This window comes from Bradyrhizobium sp. (assembly GCF_028868675.1).
Lineage (GTDB): Bacteria > Pseudomonadota > Alphaproteobacteria > Rhizobiales > Xanthobacteraceae > Bradyrhizobium.
This window is the reverse complement of record NZ_JAGWUA010000100.1, coordinates 1-16,786: the sequence shown is the minus strand read 5'-3', so window position 1 is coordinate 16,786 and position 16,786 is coordinate 1. Positions and strand designations below refer to the sequence as shown.

Sequence of the window (16,786 nt, the reverse complement as noted above, 5' to 3'; positions counted from 1 at the left end):
CGCGAAAAGCGCGGCGAGTGCCGCCGTCAAGGCGGCGACAGAAGACACCCAGGACGCAAGAGATCAGCGGCTGGGGTGATTCAGCCCGCGGGACGCCGCTCACACGCCGTCGTCCCGGTGAGGACCGGGACGACAGCGGAGCTCGTGGCTATTCCTTCACTCCGCCGCGAAACCCCATCGCCAGCACGTAGCGCTCGGAGGAGTCCTGCCGGCTTGCGGCCGGCTTCACGTGCCGCACCGTGGCAAAATCACGCTTGAGCTGGGCCAGCAGTTCCGCGTCGGCGCCGCTCTGAAACACTTTTGCCAGGAACGTTCCGCCGGGCTTCAGCACGTCGCAGGCAAAGGCGGCGGCGGTCTCGACGAGACCGACGATGCGGAGCTGATCGGTCTTGCGGTGGCCGGTGGTGTTGGCCGCCATGTCCGACATCACGACGTCGGCCCGGCCTCCCAGCATCGATGTCAACTTGTCCGGTGCGTCATCGGCCATGAAGTCGAGCTGCATGAAGTCGACGCCGGGAATTTCCGGCATCTCCAGGAGGTCGATGGCGACGACCTTGCCTTTCGCCTTGTCCTGGCCGTCGACCGAGCCGACGCGCTTGGCGGCGACCTGGCTCCAGCCGCCGGGCGCGGCGCCGAGATCGAGCACCGCCATCCCGGGCTTCAGGATGCGATACTTGTCGTCGATCTCGGTCAGCTTGAACGCCGCGCGCGAGCGAAAGCCCCGCGCCTTGGCCTTGGCGACGTAGGGATCGTTGAGCTGGCGCTCGAGCCAGAGCTTTGACGACAATTTGCGCTTGCCGCCGGTCTTGACCTGGACGTGCAGCCGACCGGTCGAGTCTTTCGCCATCACCAGCTCCGCAGCGCGCCGTCCTCGCGCATCATCTCGACCAGCATGCCCTCGCGTAGGCCGCGATCGGCGACCCGCAGCCGCCGCAGCGGGAAGGCGCGGCGGATCGCGTCGAGGATGGCGCAGCCCGCGAGCACCAGATCGGCGCGCTCGACGCTGATGCAATTGTTGTCGGCGCGCTCCTCATAGCTCATGCCGAGCAGCCGATCGACGGTGGCCGAGATGTCGCAATCGTCCATCCAGATGCCATCGATGCGGCGGCGGTCGTAGCGCGCGAGGTTGAGGTGGAGGCCGGCAAGCGTCGTCACCGTGCCGGAAGTGCCGAGCAGATGCATGTCCGCGAGATCGCGGCCGTGCGTTTCCGCGAACGGTGCGATATGGCCCGCGACCTCCTCCTCCATCCTCGCATAGGTCTCCGGCGTGACGTCACGGCCGCCAAAATGCTCGGCCAGCGTCACCACGCCGAGCGGAATCGACATCCAGGCTTTGATGCGCGGCTGCGGATTCTTCTCCGCGGGATCGCGCTCGATCCGCACCAGCTCGGTCGAGCCGCCGCCGATGTCGAACAGGATCGCGCCGCGGCCTTGTGGGTCGACCAGCGGCGAGCAGCCGAGCACCGCGAGCGTCGCCTCGGTCTCCCGATCGATCACCTCGAGCTCGATGCCGGTCTCGGTCGCGACGCGACTGCGAAACCCGTCCGCATTGGACGCGGCGCGGCAGGCTTCGGTCGCGATCAGCCGCAACCGCCGCGCCTTCCGGAACCGGATCTTGTCGCGACAGATGCTGAGCGCGGCGATGGCGCGCTCGATCGCGGCCTCGCTGATCGAGCCGGTCGCCGATATCCCTTCGCCGAGCCGGATGATGCGCGAGAAGGAATCGACCACGCGAAAGCCGTCGCTGGTCGGACAGGCGATCAGGAGCCTGCAATTGTTGGTGCCGAGGTCCAGCGCCGCATAGACGCCAGTTCCTGCCGCCTGCGCGTGGGTCTGCGGTCCGGCGGCCAGCGTCGCCGTCGCCATCGACCCCTGCCGCCCTCCGTGCGGCGCAAGGCCGTCGCGGAGCCGCGTGTGGTCATTCATACAAAACTGTCTTTCCACGGCCTGACGAGGCCGGTCCGGAATTGCTTTTTCGCCGGAAACATTAGCAGCGCGGCAGGGCCGCGCAACAACCCATCACATGGGACCATGCCCAATCATGCGTTGTCGCGGCGGGAACGGTGCGTTATCTCATCTGTTGCCCGGTCCTCGGCCGCCGCAAAACGCGTAAAGGCCGGCTTTTCAGGTCATTTCCATGCAAGAACACACCAAATCGTCCTCGGTCGAAAACGGTATTGCACTGCAAAAATACGGTGTCGGCCAGCCCGTGCTCCGCAAGGAGGACGATACGCTGGTGCGCGGAAAGGGCCGCTACACCGACGATTTCAACCTGCCCGGCCAGGCTTATGCCTATATCGTCCGCTCCACCCACGCCCATGGCGTCATCCGCGGCATCGACACCGCCACCGCCAAGGCGATGCCGGGCGTGCTCGGGGTCTGGACCGGCGCCGATCTCGCCGGCGCAGGCTTCGGCCCCTTCACCTGCGGCCTGCCGCTGAAGAACCGCGACGGCTCGCCGCTTCTGCAGACCAACCGCCTGCCGCTCGCCACCGACAAGGTCCGCTTCGTCGGCGACCCCGTCGCCTTCGTGGTGGCGGAGACGCTGGCGCAGGCCCGCGACGCTGCCGAAGCCGTCGCGCTCGACATCGCGCCGCTGCCGGTCGTGACCGATCCGGAAGCCGCCGCAAGACCCGGCGCGCCGCAGCTCTACGACCACATCCCCAACAATGTCGCGCTCGACTATCACTATGGCGACAGCGAGAAGGTCAACGCCGCCTTCGCCAGTGCCGCGCACGTGACGAAGCTCGACATCGTCAACACCCGCGTCGCTGTGGTGTCGATGGAGCCGCGCGTCGGACTGGCCTCCTACGACGAGAAAACCGAGCGCTACACCATCCAGGTGCCGACGCAGGGCGTCGCGGGCAATCGCGCCAACCTCGCCAAGAACCTCAAGGTGCCGAACGAGAAGGTGCACCTGCTGACCGCCAATGTCGGCGGCTCCTTCGGCATGAAGAACATCAACTATCCCGAATACATGTGCATCCTCTACGCCACGAAGGCGCTCGGGCGCCCCGTGAAGTGGACGGATGAACGCTCGACCAGCTTCCTCTCCGACAGCCACGGCCGCGCGCAGAAGATCCATGGCGAGCTCGCGCTCGACGCGGAGGGCCATTTCCTCGCAGTGAAGCTGTCCGGTTACGGCAATGTCGGCGCCTACATCACCGGCGTGGCGCCGGGGCCGCTTTCGCTCAACACCGGGAAGAACCTGTCCAGCGTCTACCGCACGCCGCTGATGGGCATCGACATCAAGGTGGTCTTGACCAACACCACGCTGATGGGCGCCTATCGCGGCGCCGGCCGCCCCGAGGCGAACTACTACATGGAGCGCCTGATCGATCGCGCCGCCGACGAGATTGGCATCAACCGCCTGACGCTGCGCAAGCGCAATTTCATCAAGCCGAACCAGATGCCGTTCCCGGCCTCCTCCGGCGTCACCTATGACAGCGGCGACTTCCAGGCCGTGTTCAGCAAGGCGCTGGAGCTTGCCGACTACGAGAATTTTCCCAGGCGCAAGCGGGAGAGCAGGAAGGCCGGCAAATTGCGCGGCATCGCGGTCGGCTCATACCTCGAGGTCACGGCACCTCCGGGCGTCGAACTCGGCAAGATCGTGTTCGATCCCGACGGCAGCGTGCAGCTCATCACCGGCACGCTCGACTACGGCCAGGGTCATGCGTCGGCGTTTGCCCAGGTCTTGTGCGACCGGCTCGGCGTGCCCTTCGACAGCGTCAAGCTCGTGCAGGGCGACAGCGACATCGTGCACACCGGCAACGGCACCGGCGGCTCGCGCTCGATCACCGCGAGCGGCATGGCGATCGTGCAGGCCTCGCAGAAGGTGATCGAGAAGGGCAAGCGCGCCGCCGCGCACATGCTGGAAGCCTCCGAGGCCGACATCGAGTTTGGCGGCGGCAAGTTCACCATCGCCGGCACCGACCGCAGCATCGACATCATCGAACTGGCCAAGCGCCTGCGCGAAGGCAAGATGCCGGAAGGCGTGCCCGACAGCCTCGACGTCGACCACACCACCGAGCCGGTGCCTTCTGCCTTCCCCAACGGCTGCCATGTCGCCGAGGTCGAGATCGATCCGGACACCGGCGTGACGCAGATCGTGCGCTACACCGGCGTCAACGATTTCGGCACGGTGGTCAATCCGATGCTGGTCGCGGGCCAGCTCCATGGCGGCGTCGCGCAGGGCATCGGACAGGCGCTGATGGAGCACGTCCGCTACGACGAGAGCGGCCAGCCAATCACGGGCTCGCTGATGGACTATGCGCTGCCGCGCGCCGAGGACATCCCGTCGATGACGGTCGGCGATCACCCGGTGCCGGCCAAGAGCAATCCGCTGGGCACCAAGGGTTGCGGCGAAGCCGGCTGCGCCGGCTCTCTCTCCACCGTGGTCAATGCGGTGCTGGATGCGCTGTCCGATTACGGCATCACGCATCTCGACATGCCGTTGACGTCCGAGCGCGTCTGGCGCGCGATGAGGGACGCGAAGGGGAAAGCGGCGTAGAGGCGCTCTCTCACCCCGTCATGGCCGGGCTTGTCCCGGCCATCCACGCCTTGCGGCACGGAAGAAGGTGGATGCTCGGGACAGGCCCGGGCATGACGACGGTGTGTTGGCGACTTCCTTAGGCTACGCCGCCTGCTCGCGCGGCTGGTAGATCGCGATGTGCAGGCAATGGGCGAGCGGCGTCGTGCCGTTGGCGACGACGAGGGCGTCGAACTCGGCGAAGCGGTGGCCCTTCTTCTCGTAGTTGGCGGTGACTTTCGCGCGCGCGGCGATCTCATCGCCGGCCCGCGCCTCGCTCAATAGCTGCATTCGGCTGCCGACATGGATCCAGGGCCCGAGAATCGTATTGTCGACGAGCACGCGGTTCATCACCCGCTGGATCAGGCCGGGATGGCCGAGGCCCTCGCGCTGGTAGACGGGGTCGCGCTCCCTGATGTCGTCGAGATACTCCTGCGCGGCGGGTCCGGCCCAGCGGCGCGGCGCGGTACCGAGCCATTTGCCGGTCTCGAAGGTGGCGGGGCCGACCGGCCTGCGCTCGGCCGGGGCCGCGACCTCGACGAAATCGGCAAGCTTCACCAAAGGCGCGGCTGACGGCAGCGACGCCGTGCCGGCGGCGCAGAGTTCGCCGCGGCTGAACACCTCGATGGTCAGAACGCCATCGTGCTCGATGCTCTCGACGTCCGCGGTCTCGCCGTCATAGACCGGCTTGACGAACCGCGCCTCGATCAGCCCGCGCGCGAGGAAATCGCGGCCCCAATGCGCGACCGGCACGTGCATCATGTAGGCCATGACGTCGACGCCGGGCACCAGCCCGCCGGAGAAGCCGAAACGGCGCGCCACCGTGTCGTCATGCATTTTGTTTTCGGACTGTTTTGCGGTGTTGTAGGCCGCGACACGGTAGGTTTCGAGCCGGTTCGGCATGTGCCCTTCCCTCGTTGATCTTGCTTATGGCAGGCATGGTAGGCCCCGCGGAACCGGCATGGCAATCCCCTCGCCTTCGGGCCCCGAATGCGGTACCACGCGCCAGATTTCCAGAGTGAATGACGGCCCCTTGAACACCATCCGCATCTATGTCGACGCCGACGCCTGCCCGGTCAAGGATGAGATCTACCGGGTCGCCATCCGGCACGGCGTGCCGGTGAGCGTGGTCGCGGGCAACTTCATCCGCGTGCCGCAGGACCCACTGATCGAGCGCGTGGCGGCGGGCGCAGGCATGGACGCCGCCGACGACTGGATCGCGGAGCGCGCCGGGCCCGACGACATCGTCGTCACCTCCGACATTCCGCTCGCGAGCCGCGGCGTCAAGGCCGGCGCCGAAGTGATTGCGCCCAACGGCAAAGCGTTCACCGAGGAGTCGATCGGGATGACGCTCGCGGTCCGCAATTTGATGACCGATCTGCGCTCGGCCGGCGAAGTCACCGGCGGTCCGCGTTCCTTCGCGCCGCGCGACCGCTCGGCTTTTCTCTCGGCGCTCGACCAGGCCATCCGCCGCATCCAGCGCCGGCGCACCGCGCAGCCCGCGCCGAGCCAGAGCTGACCATGGCGCCGCCCCTCATCCAGCTCAGGGACATCCGCCTGACCTTTGGCGGCACGCCGCTGCTCACGGGCGTCGAACTCTCGGTGTCGCCGGGCGAACGCGTCTGCCTGATCGGCCGCAACGGCTCCGGCAAGTCGACGCTGCTGAAGATCGCCGCCGGGCTGGTCGAGCCCGACTCCGGCACGCGCTTCGTCCAGCCCGGGGCAACGATCCGCTACCTGCCGCAGGAGCCGGATTTCGGCGAGCACGAGACCACGCTCGCCCATGTCGAGGCGGGGCTCGCGCCCGGCGACGACCGCCATCAGGCGCGCTATCTGCTGGAGCAACTCGGGCTCACCGGCAATGAGAACCCCGCCAACCTCTCCGGCGGCGAAGCCCGCCGCGCGGCGCTGGCGCGGGTGCTGGCGCCCTCGCCCGACATCCTGCTGCTGGACGAGCCGACCAACCATCTCGACCTTCCCACCATCGAATGGCTGGAGCGCGAACTCGATGGCCGCCGCAGCGCGCTGGTCTTGATCAGCCACGACCGACGCTTCCTCGCCAACCTGTCGCGCGCAACCGCCTGGCTCGACCGCGGCAAGATCAGGCAGATCGACCGCGGCTTTGCCGCCTTCGAGGCCTGGCGCGACGAAGTGCTGGCCGAGGAAGAGCGCGAGCAGCACAAGCTCGACCGCAAGATCGTCGACGAGGAGCACTGGCTGCGCCACGGCGTCTCGGGCCGGCGCAAGCGCAACGTCAAGCGGCTCGCGAACCTGCATGCGCTGCGCGCCCAGCGGCGCAATTATCGCGGCACCGCCGGCAGCGCCAACCTCGCCGCCTCCGAAGCCGAGCAGTCCGGCCGCCTCGTGATCGAGGCGAAGGCCGTCTGCAAGGCTTATGGCGCGCGCAGAATCGTCGATGGCTTCTCCACCCGCATCCAGCGCGGCGACCGGATCGGCATCGTCGGCCCCAACGGCGCGGGCAAGACCACGCTGGTCAACCTCCTGACCGGCGGCGAGCCGCCGGATTCCGGCACGGTGCGGTTGGGAGCCAATCTGGAGATGGCGACGCTCGACCAGCATCGCGAAAGCCTCGATCCCAAATCGACGCTCGCGGAAGCCTTGACCGGGGGCCGCGGCGATCATGTCATGGTCGGAGGCAAGCCGAAGCACGTCGTCGGCTACATGAAGGACTTTCTGTTTGCGCAGGAGCAGCGCGGCACGCCGCTCGAGGTGCTGTCCGGCGGCGAGCGCGGCCGGCTGATGCTGGCACGCGCGCTGGCAAAGCCATCCAACCTGCTGGTGCTGGACGAGCCGACCAACGATCTCGATCTCGAGACGCTCGACGTGCTCGAAGAGATGCTCGGCGATTACGACGGCACGGTGATGCTGATCAGCCACGACCGCGACTTCCTCGACCGCGTCGTCACCTCGGTGATCGCGCCCGAAGGCAACGGCAAGTGGATCGAATATGCCGGCGGCTACAGCGACATGCTGGCGCAGCGCGGCGCAGACTTGAAGCGCGAGGCCGTGAAGACGCAGGCCCCGGCCGAGAAGAAGGATACCCGGGCCGATGCTCCCACCACCGCGCCAAAGCGGCGGCTGAGCTTCAACGAGAAGCATGCGCTGGAAACACTGCCGAAGACGATGGAGACGCTGCAGGCGCAGATCGCGAAGCTGCAGGCGATCCTCGACGACCCCGATCTCTACGCCCGCGACCGCAAGAAGTTCGACGCAACGTCGGCTGCCATCGCCAAGGCGCATGACGACCTCGCCACCGCGGAACACCGCTGGCTGGAACTGGAAATGCTGCGCGAAGAGATTGAGCAGGCCTGACCATGAGCACCACCCTTGCCGCCAAGATCGCCCGCGAATACGGCACGCCCTGTGCGGTGATCGACCTCGACCGGGTCGAGCGCAACATCGCGCGGATCCAGAAGGCCTGCGATGACGCCGGCGTCGCCAACCGCCCGCACATCAAGACGCACAAGAACCCGACGCTGGCGAAGATGCAGATCGCGGCCGGCGCCAGGGGCATCACCTGCCAAAAGCTGGGCGAGGCCGAGATCATGGTCAACGCCGGCATCGACGACATTTTGATCAGCTACAATCTGATCGGCGAGGAGAAGATGGCCCGCCTCGCGGCGCTGCAGCAGAAGGCCAATATGACTGTTGCGGCCGACAACGCTACCGTCGTCGCCGGCCTGCCGCAGGCCGCCGCCGCCTCGGGACGTCCGCTCTCCGTGGTCGTGGAATGCGATACCGGGCGCAAACGCGCCGGCGTCGAGACTCCGGCGGAAGCGGTCGCACTGGCCCGGCAGATCGCGGCGTCGAAGGGGCTGCAGTTCGCGGGCTTCATGCTCTATCCGACCGAGACCGGCTGGGACGAGGCGCAAGGATTCTTCGATGAAGCGCTTGCCGGCGTGCGCGCCCACGGGCTCGACGCCGCGATCGTCTCGACCGGCGGCACGCCGAATCTGAAAAATCTGGGCAAGCTCAGGGGCGGCACCGAGCATCGCTTCGGCACCTATATCTACAACGACCGCATGCAGGTCGCGGCGGGATCCGCGACCTGGGACGATTGCGCGCTGCACATCTATTCGACCATCGTGAGCCGCGCCGCGCCCGAGCGCGGCATTCTGGATGCCGGCTCGAAGACGCTGACCACGGACACCGGGGGGCTCGACGGCCACGGCCTGATCCTGGAGCATCCCGAGGCGAAGATCGCGCGCTTTGCCGAGGAGCACGGCTTCCTCGATCTCTCCCGCAGCAACACCCGCCCGAACGTCGGCGATGTCGTGCGCATCGTGCCCAACCACGTCTGCGTCGTCGTCAACATGATGGACGAGGTGGTCATGGTGCGCGGCGAGGAGATCGTCGGCACGCTGCCGGTCGCGGCGCGGGGAAAGCTGAGGTAGCGCGCCCGCGCATCCTTCGAGGCTCGCTACGCTCGCGCCTCAGGATGACGCTCTCTCGTAGCCGTCACCCTGAGGTGCCGGAGCGCAGCGGAGGCCTCGAAGGGCGGCAGCGTTTCTACGAACGCTCCAGCCACCTCAGCACGCCCCGGCCCGCCGCGACGCCGGTCGCAAACGACGCCTGCAGCAGATAACCGCCGGTCGGCGCTTCCCAGTCGAGCATCTCGCCGGCGGCGAACACGCCGGGCAGGCGGCGGATCATGAAATCGGCATCGAGTTCGTCGAAGGCGATGCCGCCGGCGGTCGAGATCGCACGCGCGATCGGCGCGGTGCCGGTGAGCCTGAGCGGCACGGCATTGATGAACCCGACGAGGCGTTCGGGCGGCAGCGCCGACAAGGACAAGCCGGCGCCGATCGCAGCTTCCTGCAGCAGCCCGAGCGCGACCGGCGAGAGCTGCGCTGCCTTGCGCAGGAAGTTCGACAGCGATTGCTTGCCGCGCGGGACGGACAGGCGCTTCGCCAGCTCGTCGCGGTCGAGATCGGGACGCAGGGCGATGGAGAGCATCGCCTCGCCCTTCGCAAGAACGGCCTCGCGCAGTTCGGCAGACAGCGCGTAGATCGCGCCGCCCTCGATGCCGGTGCGGGTGACGATCGCCTCCCCGCGCACGCGATGCGCGCCAAACCGAAGCTCGATGCCTTTCAGCGGCTGACCCTCGAAGCGGCTGCGGAAGATGTCGGACCAGTCGACGGTGAAACCGCAATTCGCAGGCCGCAGCGGCGCAATCACCACGCCCTTCGCCGCGAGGATCCTTGTCCAGCCGCCATCCGAACCGAGGCGCGGCCAGCTCGCGCCGCCGAGCGCCAGCACCGTGGCGCGCGCTTCAACCGCATGGTCTCCCCGGGGCGTCCGGAACAGCAGCCTGCCCTGCTGGCCCCAGCCGGCCCAGCGATGGCGAAAGGCGAAGGCGACGCCGGCCGCGTCGAGCCGGCGCAGCCAGGCCCGCAGCAGCGGCGAGGCCTTGAACGCTCTGGGAAACACCCGGCCGCTCGTCCCGACGAAGGTCGGCTGCCCCAGCGCCTCGCACCAGGCCCGCAGTGCGGCCGGCGGAAAGGCGTCGATTGCGGCTTGCAGCTTCGGCCCAGCCTCGCGGTAGCGCGCGAGGAATTGCGGCAGCGGCTCGCTGTGGGTCAGGTTGAGCCCGCCGCGCCCGGCCATCAGCAGCTTGCGGCCGGCCGACGGCATGGCGTCGTAGACCGTGACGCGGACGCCACCTTGCACCAGCACTTCCGCCGCCATCAGCCCGGCGGGACCGGCGCCGATGACGGCGACATCAGTCAGAGCTTGATCCCCGCCCTGGCCGCGGCCTGCGCGACGTATTTCTGCGTCTGCTCGAATGCGCCGGCCAGCGCCTTGGCCTTCGACATATCGCTGATCTCGGCAAAGCGCGCGGCGACCGCGTCGGGCGTCCATTCGGACTCCGGCAGGTTGACGCCCTCGCTCTCGATGATCTTGATCACCGCAAACGAGCCCGCGCCGGCGCCCATGATGGTGCGGGTCGGGGCGTCCTCGCTCAGGAGATACTCCACCGCCGGCGTGATCGCTTCCGGCCGCATCAGTTGCAGCGCCTGCGGCGGCAACAGCTCTTCCGTCATGCGGGTTGCCGCCGTCGGCGAGATGATGTTGACGCGGATGTTGGTCTTGCGGCCCTCCTCGGCCAGAACGTTCATCAGCCCGACCATGCCGGACTTCGCCGCGCCGTAATTGGCCTGGCCGAAATTGCCGTAGAGGCCCGAGGACGAGGTGGTGAGCACGATGCGGCCGTAGTTCCGGTCGCGCATGCCGGCCCATACCGCCTTGCAGCAGTAGAAGCTGCCGACGAGGTGCACGTCGAGCACCTTCTTGAAATCGGCGACCTCCATCTTGCCGAACGACTTGTCGCGCAAGATGCCGGCATTGGCGCACATGATGTCGACGCTGCCCCACTCCCTGGTGGCGCGCTCGACCATCGCGGTGACCTGCTCGAAATTGGAGACGTCGGCGCCGTCGGCCATCGCAGTGCCGCCGACCCGGCGGATCTCCTCGACCACGGCCTCGGCCGGCGACAGCGAGCCGCCGGTGCCGTCGCGTGCGCCGCCGAAATCGTTGACCACGACCTTGGCGCCGCGGCTGGCGAGCCCCAGCGCATGCGCCCGTCCCAGACCATTGCCCGCGCCGGTGACGATGGCGACGCGTCCGTCAAACCTGATTGGCATGAGTATACTTCCCGGATGTTAGGTCATCACGGCCGGGCTTAACCCGGCCATCCATCAAAATCGACCGACTTTTGACCAGCGATGGGTTGCCGGGTCAAGCCCGGCAACGACGCGCAGCCTCAGGCAAAATAGATCAGCCCGAGCCAGTCGGCGACCAGCGCCGGCTTGTCCTCACCCTCGATCTCGACGGTGACGTTGGTGCGCGAGAGCAGCTCGGTCGGCTTGCGCAAGGTGGCTTCCGCCAGCACGAAGCGGCCGCGGACGCGTTTTCCGGCGCGGACCGGCGACAGAAAGCGCAGCTTGTCGAAGCCGTAATTGACGCCCATCGTCGTGCCTTCGATGACCGGCATCACCTCGTAGGACATGATGCTCATCAGCGACATCGTCAAGAAGCCGTGCGCGATGGTGGTGCCGAAGGCGGTCTCCTTCCTGGCGCGCTCGGGATCGACGTGAATGAACTGGTGATCCTCGATGACGTCGGCATAGACGTTGATGCGGCCCTGATCGATCTGATGCCATGACGACACGCCGATCTCCTTGCCGATCATGGCCTGATAGGCAGTCAGGGAAATCGGCGGCTTCTTCCAGACTTCATTCATTCGCTTTGGGTCTCACTCGGTTTTCTTCTACTGACGGGAGATGCCGGCCTTGCCCGAGCGCAGCACGAACTTCTGCACCTTGCCCGTTGCCGTCTTCGGCAATTCCTCGACGAAGCTGATCCACTGCGGTGTCTTGAAGCGAGCAAGCGCCGTCCGCACGTGCTGCTTCAACTCGTCTTCCGACGTCCGGGCGCCCTGCCGCAGGACCACGAAGGCATGCGGCGACTCGCCCCAGCGCTGGTGCGGCATGCCGACCACGGCCACCTCCTGGACTGCGGGATGTCGCAGCAGGCAGCCTTCGATCTCGACCGAGGAGATGTTCTCGCCGCCGGAAATGATGACGTCCTTGAAGCGGTCGCGGATTTCGACGTAACCGTCGGGATGCACGACCGCCGCGTCGCCCGAATGGAACCAGCCGTCCTTGATCGCGGCGCTCGTCGCCTCGGGGTCGTTGAAATAACCCTTCATGACGACGTTTCCGCGGACCGTTATCTCGCCCAGCGTCTGACCGTCGTGGGGGACCTCGTTGCCGTGCTCGTCCACCACCTTCAGCTCGCCCGAGCTGACCAGCTCGACGCCCTGGCGCGCCTTGATCTGCGCCCGTTCCTGCAGCGACAGTGACTGGTGCTCCGGCATCGGCTCACAGACCGTGATCAGCGGCGAGGTCTCCGTCAGCCCATAGACGTGCGTCAGCTCCCAGCCGAGCTCGCGCTCGACGAGCTCGATGGTTGCGGCTGCCGGCGGGGCTCCGGCCGTGAACAGGCGGACGCCGCGCGACGCGCCGGCCCGCATCTCCGCCGGCGCGTTCGCGATGCTGATCAGCACGGTCGGCGCGGCGCAGAACATCGTGATCCGCTCGTCCTTGATCGTCTGATAGATCAATTTCGGCTCGACGCGGCGCAGGCAAACATGCGTCATGCCGCGGGCGGTGTTGATCCACGTGAAGGTCCAGCCGTTGGCGTGGAACATCGGCAGGGTCCACAGGTAGCGGTCGGCCGGCGTCAGGTGATGGTGCACGAGCGTGCCCATCGCGTTGAGATAGGCGTTGCGGTGGGTGATCATCACGCCCTTGGGCCGCGCCGTCGTGCCGCTCGTGTAGTTGATGGTGAGCAGGTCGCCCTCGGCAATGTCCGGCTTCTCGAACTCCGGCCCGCGCTGAGCCAGCGCGGCTTCGTAGTCGATCCAGCCCGGGCCCGCGCCTTCAAGCGCGACGAAGTGCTCGACCCCCCTGAGCTTGTGACGAATGCCCTCCACCGCCTCGATATAGTCGCTGTGCGCGCAGACGACTTTTGCGCCGCAATGATTGATGATGTAATCGAAATCGTCGGGAAGCAGGCGATAGTTGATCGGCACCAACACCGCCCCGATCTGCGGCACCGCGTAGTAGCCCTCGAGATGGGCGTGCGTGTTGGGCGCGATATAGGCGACACGGTCGCCCTTTTCGACGCCCATTCCTTGCAGGCAGGCGGACCACCGGTCGCAGCGATCGAGGAATTGACCGTACGTCAGCCGTAGCTCGCCATCGACGACCGCCTCTCGGCTGCCGTAGAGCCGGCGCGCGCGACGCGCAAATTCCATGGGCGTCATCGGGATTTCCATTGGACGTCCTCCTCCATTCGGTCCGGCGACGCGCCGTCCGCATTTGCCGGAAAGCCGTCCACGCTCCGCCGATCAAACGCGCGCGCGTCCTGAAGGTGATCGTCAGGATTTCCCGGCCAGCCCCCTAACGTGCTTGATAATTCCTGAAAAATCCACCCCGCCGTGACCGGCCTTGTCGAACGCCTGATAGATCTCCTGCGCGTGCCGACCGAGCGGAGTCGCGGCGCCCGCGGCCTTGGCGGCGTCCTGCGCCAGCGTGAGGTCCTTGACCATCAGCGCCGAGGCGAAACCCGGCTTGTAGTCGTTGTTGGCGGGCGAGGTCGGCACCGGGCCGGGCACCGGGCAATAGGTCGTCAGCGACCAGCACTGGCCCGACGAGGTCGAGGCGACGTCGAACAGCGCCTGGTGCGAGAGCCCGAGCTTTTCGGCGAGCGCAAACGCCTCGGAGACCGCGATCATGGAAATGCCGAGGATCATGTTGTTGCAGATCTTGGCCGCCTGCCCGGCGCCGGCGCCGCCGCAATGGACGATCTTCTTGCCCATCTTCTCCAGCACTGGCTTTGCCGCCGCAAACGCCTTCTCCTCGCCGCCGCACATGAAGGTCAGCGTCGCCCCCTTGGCACCGCCGGTACCGCCGGAGACCGGCGCGTCGACCGACAGCACGCCATGCTTGCCGGAGAGCGCATGCGCCTGACGCGCGCTCTCGACGTCGATGGTGGAGCTGTCGATGATCAGCGCACCCTTGCCCATGGCGGGAACGACCTCGTTCCAGACCGAGAGCACATGCTTGCCGGCCGGCAGCATGGTGACGACGATTTCGGCGCCCTTCACCGCACCGGCCGCGCTCTCCGCGATGGCTGCGCCGTCGGCCTTGGCCTGGGCGCGCGAGGCCTCGACCAGGTCGAAGGCAACCACCTTGTGGCCGGCCTTGACCAGATTGGCGGCCATCGGGCCGCCCATGTTGCCGAGACCGATGAATGCGATCGTGGCCATCTCGAAGTCCTCCGCGTTGTCCGTTTCGTTGTCAGTTGAAAGTCAGTTCGTCGGCACCGATCTCCGCGAAATACGGCGCGACCATCGCCGGCGTGACGTCCTCGATTGCAGCCGGCGACCATTTCGGATTGCGGTCCTTGTCGACGACGGCGGCGCGTACGCCCTCGCGGAAATCGTCGCTGCGGAACACTTCCAGCGCCGCGCGATATTCCCGCACCAGGCATTCCTCCAGCGAGCGCGCCTGCCGCGCCAGCCGCAGCAATTTCAGCGTCACCACCATGCCGCGCGGAGATTTCTCGCTCAGTGTCTTCAACGTTGATTGCGCAAACTCGGAGCCATCGCGCTTGAGTGCGGCGACGATGTCCTCCATGCGGTCGAAGGCAAACAGCGCATCGATCCGCGCCTGCATCGCCGCCACAGGGCCGGCCGTCTCGCCGGTGCCAAAGCAATCAATGAGCCTGCTGACCTCGGCCGGGCTCGCGCCAGAGTGCAATTTGGTCAGGGCGTCGCGCAGATCAGGCCATTTTGCGGCCGGCACCACGGCATCGGCAAACTTCGCGTGAATTGCGTCGGGGCCGTTCATGGTCTGGCCGGTGAGCGCAAAATAGGTGCCGATTTCGCCGGGCGAACGCGACAGCAGCCAGGTGCCGCCAACGTCGGGAAAGAAGCCGAGCCCGACTTCCGGCATCGCGAGCCTGGTGCGGTCGGTCACCACGCGATGGCTGGCATGCGCGGACAGGCCGACGCCGCCACCCATCACCAAGCCGTCCATGAACGCCACATACGGCTTCGGATACTTCGCGATCCGCGCGTTCATGATGTATTCCTGGCGCCAGAACACCTTGCCGAGGCCTCCTTTGGCGCGCGAGCTCTCATAGAGCCCGCGGATGTCGCCGCCGGCGCACAGCCCGCGATCCCCTGCACCTTCCAGCACGATCACGCCGACGTCCGGATCATTCTCGAACAGATCGAGCGCGGCGTCGATGCCGAGCGACATCTCCAGCGTCATGGCGTTGAGCGCCTTCGGCCGGTTGAGCCGGATGACGCCGGCCGCGCCCTCGCGGCGAACGATGAGATCGCCCTCCTGCGCAGTCGCGTCCGTCATCGCGCGCCCTCGATCAGCTTGCGCGCCACGATCAGCCGCATGATCTCGTTGGTACCTTCGAGGATCTGGTGCACGCGCAGGTCGCGCACGATCTTCTCGATGCCGTATTCGCTGAGATAGCCATAGCCGCCATGGAGCTGCAGCGCATGGTTGGCGACCTCGAAGCCGACGTCGGTGCCGAAGCGCTTTGCCATGGCGCAGAGCATGGTGGCGTCCGGATCCTTGCGGTCGAGCGCGGCGGCGGCGCGCCAGAGGAAGGTTCTGGCGGCCTCGAGCTCGATCGCCATGTCGGCAAGACGAAATTGCAGCGCCTGGAATTCGTCGAGACGCTTGCCGAAGGCCTTGCGCTCCTTCATGTAGCCGCGCGCCTTGTCGAGCGCGGTCTGCGCGCCGCCGAGCGAGCAGGCCGTGATGTTGAGGCGGCCGCCGTCGAGGCCGGCCATCGCGATCTTGAAGCCGATGCCCTCCTCGCCGAGCCGATTGGCAACCGGCACCCGCGCGTTCTCGAAGATCACCGCGCGGGTCGGCTGTGCATTCCAACCCATCTTGCGCTCGTTGGCGCCGAACGACACCCCGGGCATCTTGCCGTCGATGACGAGCGTCGAGACGCCGCCGGGGCCGTCGCCGCCGGTCCGCACCATCGCGACCAGAATGTCGGTACTGCCAGCTCCCGAGATGAACTGCTTCTGGCCGTTCAAGACGTAGTGATCGCCGTCACGGACCGCGCGGGTGCGCAGCGCCGCCGCGTCCGAGCCTGCGCCCGGCTCGGTGAGGCAATAGCTCGCGATCAGTTCCATCGTGCAGAGTTTTGGCAGCCACCGCTGGCGCTGGGTGTCGCTGCCGAAGGCATCGATCATCCAGGACGCCATGTTGTGGATCGAGATGAAGGCCGACACGGTCGGACAGCCCGTCGCCAGGGCCTCGAAGATCAGCGCCGCGTCGAACCGCGTCATGGCGGAGCCGCCGACATCGTCGCGGATGTAGATGCCGCCCATGCCGAGCTTGGCGGCTTCCCGCATCACCTCGACCGGAAAGTGCTTCTCCTCGTCCCAGCGCAGCGCATGCGGCGCGATCTTCTCCGCGGCAAAATCCCGCGCCATGTCGCGAACCGCACGCTGATCCTCGTTCAGAGCGAACTGCATCTCGCCGCTTACCTTTGAAGGCTACTTGTCGTCATTGCGAGTTCCGACCGGCCCGAGGGGCCGACCCGCCTTAGATGAAAATGGGTGAGCCACTCTGACTGAGTTTAGACCGGTACCCACCCACTTTCTTCCTAGGAGCGAAGCGACGAAGCAAT

The 16,786-nt window shown here is 66.9% G+C and carries 14 protein-coding genes; 4 read left to right on the top strand and 10 right to left on the bottom strand.

Going from position 1 to position 16,786, the window contains the following annotated elements; genetic code table 11:
* Positions 1-148 precede the first annotated feature (148 nt).
* Positions 149-847, bottom strand: coding sequence for an RlmE family RNA methyltransferase (locus tag KGM94_RS14570; RefSeq protein WP_300260087.1), 699 nt, complete (start codon positions 845-847; stop codon positions 149-151).
* Complete coding sequence (locus KGM94_RS14565) at positions 847-1,926, bottom strand: Ppx/GppA phosphatase family protein (protein ID WP_300260084.1); 1,080 nt, start codon at positions 1,924-1,926, stop codon at positions 847-849. The genes KGM94_RS14570 and KGM94_RS14565 overlap by 1 nt, the downstream gene beginning before the upstream one ends.
* A 211-nt stretch (positions 1,927-2,137) precedes the next feature.
* On the opposite strand from KGM94_RS14565, the gene KGM94_RS14560 reads away from it, so the two are divergent.
* The gene (locus tag KGM94_RS14560; RefSeq protein ID WP_300260081.1) at positions 2,138-4,510 is read left to right on the top strand and encodes a xanthine dehydrogenase family protein molybdopterin-binding subunit; all 2,373 of its coding nucleotides are present in this window, start codon (positions 2,138-2,140) and stop codon (positions 4,508-4,510) included.
* 123 nt (positions 4,511-4,633) lie between these two features.
* Here the strand turns inward: KGM94_RS14560 and KGM94_RS14555 are convergent, their stop codons facing one another.
* The gene (locus tag KGM94_RS14555; protein ID WP_300260078.1) at positions 4,634-5,431 is read right to left on the bottom strand and encodes a hypothetical protein; all 798 of its coding nucleotides are present in this window, start codon (positions 5,429-5,431) and stop codon (positions 4,634-4,636) included.
* 115 nt (positions 5,432-5,546) lie between these two features.
* Here KGM94_RS14555 and KGM94_RS14550 point away from each other — a divergent pair, with 115 nt between their 5' ends.
* Genes KGM94_RS14550 through KGM94_RS14540 form a run of 3 tightly spaced genes read left to right on the top strand, consistent with a single transcriptional unit; the run spans position 5,547 to position 8,943 of the window.
* The gene (locus KGM94_RS14550) at positions 5,547-6,047 is read left to right on the top strand and encodes a YaiI/YqxD family protein (RefSeq protein WP_300260075.1); all 501 of its coding nucleotides are present in this window, start codon (positions 5,547-5,549) and stop codon (positions 6,045-6,047) included.
* A gap of 2 nt (positions 6,048-6,049) precedes the next feature.
* Positions 6,050-7,861 carry an ATP-binding cassette domain-containing protein gene (locus tag KGM94_RS14545; protein WP_300260072.1) on the top strand — a complete coding sequence of 604 codons (1,812 nt, stop codon included), beginning with the start codon at positions 6,050-6,052 and terminating at the stop codon, positions 7,859-7,861.
* 2 nt (positions 7,862-7,863) lie between these two features.
* Positions 7,864-8,943 carry a D-TA family PLP-dependent enzyme gene (locus KGM94_RS14540; protein ID WP_300260069.1) on the top strand — a complete coding sequence of 360 codons (1,080 nt, stop codon included), beginning with the start codon at positions 7,864-7,866 and terminating at the stop codon, positions 8,941-8,943.
* A 115-nt stretch (positions 8,944-9,058) separates the two neighbouring features.
* Here KGM94_RS14540 and KGM94_RS14535 read toward each other — a convergent pair whose 3' ends face one another.
* The 7 genes from KGM94_RS14535 to KGM94_RS14505 form a co-directional block, all read right to left on the bottom strand.
* Complete coding sequence (locus KGM94_RS14535) at positions 9,059-10,279, bottom strand: TIGR03862 family flavoprotein (RefSeq protein ID WP_300260090.1); 1,221 nt, start codon at positions 10,277-10,279, stop codon at positions 9,059-9,061.
* The gene (locus tag KGM94_RS14530; RefSeq protein ID WP_300260066.1) at positions 10,276-11,193 is read right to left on the bottom strand and encodes an SDR family NAD(P)-dependent oxidoreductase; all 918 of its coding nucleotides are present in this window, start codon (positions 11,191-11,193) and stop codon (positions 10,276-10,278) included. The genes KGM94_RS14535 and KGM94_RS14530 overlap by 4 nt, the downstream gene beginning before the upstream one ends.
* Before the next feature lie 119 nt (positions 11,194-11,312).
* On the bottom strand, positions 11,313-11,792 hold the full coding sequence (locus KGM94_RS14525; RefSeq protein WP_300260063.1) for a MaoC family dehydratase: 480 nt from the start codon (positions 11,790-11,792) through the stop codon (positions 11,313-11,315).
* Positions 11,793-11,819: 27 nt separating this feature from the next.
* A complete protein-coding gene (locus KGM94_RS14520; protein WP_300260060.1) occupies positions 11,820-13,379 on the bottom strand; it encodes a long-chain-fatty-acid--CoA ligase in 1,560 nt (519 codons plus the stop codon).
* Positions 13,380-13,493: 114 nt separating this feature from the next.
* Entirely contained in the window at positions 13,494-14,384 is an 891-nt protein-coding gene (gene mmsB / locus KGM94_RS14515) for a 3-hydroxyisobutyrate dehydrogenase (RefSeq protein WP_300260056.1), read from the bottom strand.
* A gap of 31 nt (positions 14,385-14,415) precedes the next feature.
* On the bottom strand, positions 14,416-15,489 hold the full coding sequence (locus tag KGM94_RS14510) for an enoyl-CoA hydratase/isomerase family protein (protein WP_300260053.1): 1,074 nt from the start codon (positions 15,487-15,489) through the stop codon (positions 14,416-14,418).
* A complete protein-coding gene (locus KGM94_RS14505) occupies positions 15,486-16,631 on the bottom strand; it encodes an isobutyryl-CoA dehydrogenase (RefSeq protein WP_300260051.1) in 1,146 nt (381 codons plus the stop codon). The genes KGM94_RS14510 and KGM94_RS14505 overlap by 4 nt, the downstream gene beginning before the upstream one ends.
* Between the last annotated feature and the right edge of the window lie 155 nt (positions 16,632-16,786).

Coding starts and splice junctions, on each gene's coding strand:
- KGM94_RS14570 (WP_300260087.1), bottom strand. CDS start 847: ATGGCGAAAGACTCGACCGGTCGGCTGCACGTCCAGGTCAAGACCGGC.
- KGM94_RS14565 (WP_300260084.1), bottom strand. CDS start 1,926: ATGAATGACCACACGCGGCTCCGCGACGGCCTTGCGCCGCACGGAGGG.
- KGM94_RS14560 (WP_300260081.1), top strand. CDS start 2,138: ATGCAAGAACACACCAAATCGTCCTCGGTCGAAAACGGTATTGCACTG.
- KGM94_RS14555 (WP_300260078.1), bottom strand. CDS start 5,431: ATGCCGAACCGGCTCGAAACCTACCGTGTCGCGGCCTACAACACCGCA.
- KGM94_RS14545 (WP_300260072.1), top strand. CDS start 6,050: ATGGCGCCGCCCCTCATCCAGCTCAGGGACATCCGCCTGACCTTTGGC.
- KGM94_RS14540 (WP_300260069.1), top strand. CDS start 7,864: ATGAGCACCACCCTTGCCGCCAAGATCGCCCGCGAATACGGCACGCCC.
- KGM94_RS14530 (WP_300260066.1), bottom strand. CDS start 11,193: ATGCCAATCAGGTTTGACGGACGCGTCGCCATCGTCACCGGCGCGGGC.
- KGM94_RS14525 (WP_300260063.1), bottom strand. CDS start 11,792: ATGAATGAAGTCTGGAAGAAGCCGCCGATTTCCCTGACTGCCTATCAG.
- KGM94_RS14520 (WP_300260060.1), bottom strand. CDS start 13,379: ATGACGCCCATGGAATTTGCGCGTCGCGCGCGCCGGCTCTACGGCAGC.
- mmsB (WP_300260056.1), bottom strand. CDS start 14,384: ATGGCCACGATCGCATTCATCGGTCTCGGCAACATGGGCGGCCCGATG.
- KGM94_RS14510 (WP_300260053.1), bottom strand. CDS start 15,489: ATGACGGACGCGACTGCGCAGGAGGGCGATCTCATCGTTCGCCGCGAG.
- KGM94_RS14505 (WP_300260051.1), bottom strand. CDS start 16,631: ATGCAGTTCGCTCTGAACGAGGATCAGCGTGCGGTTCGCGACATGGCG.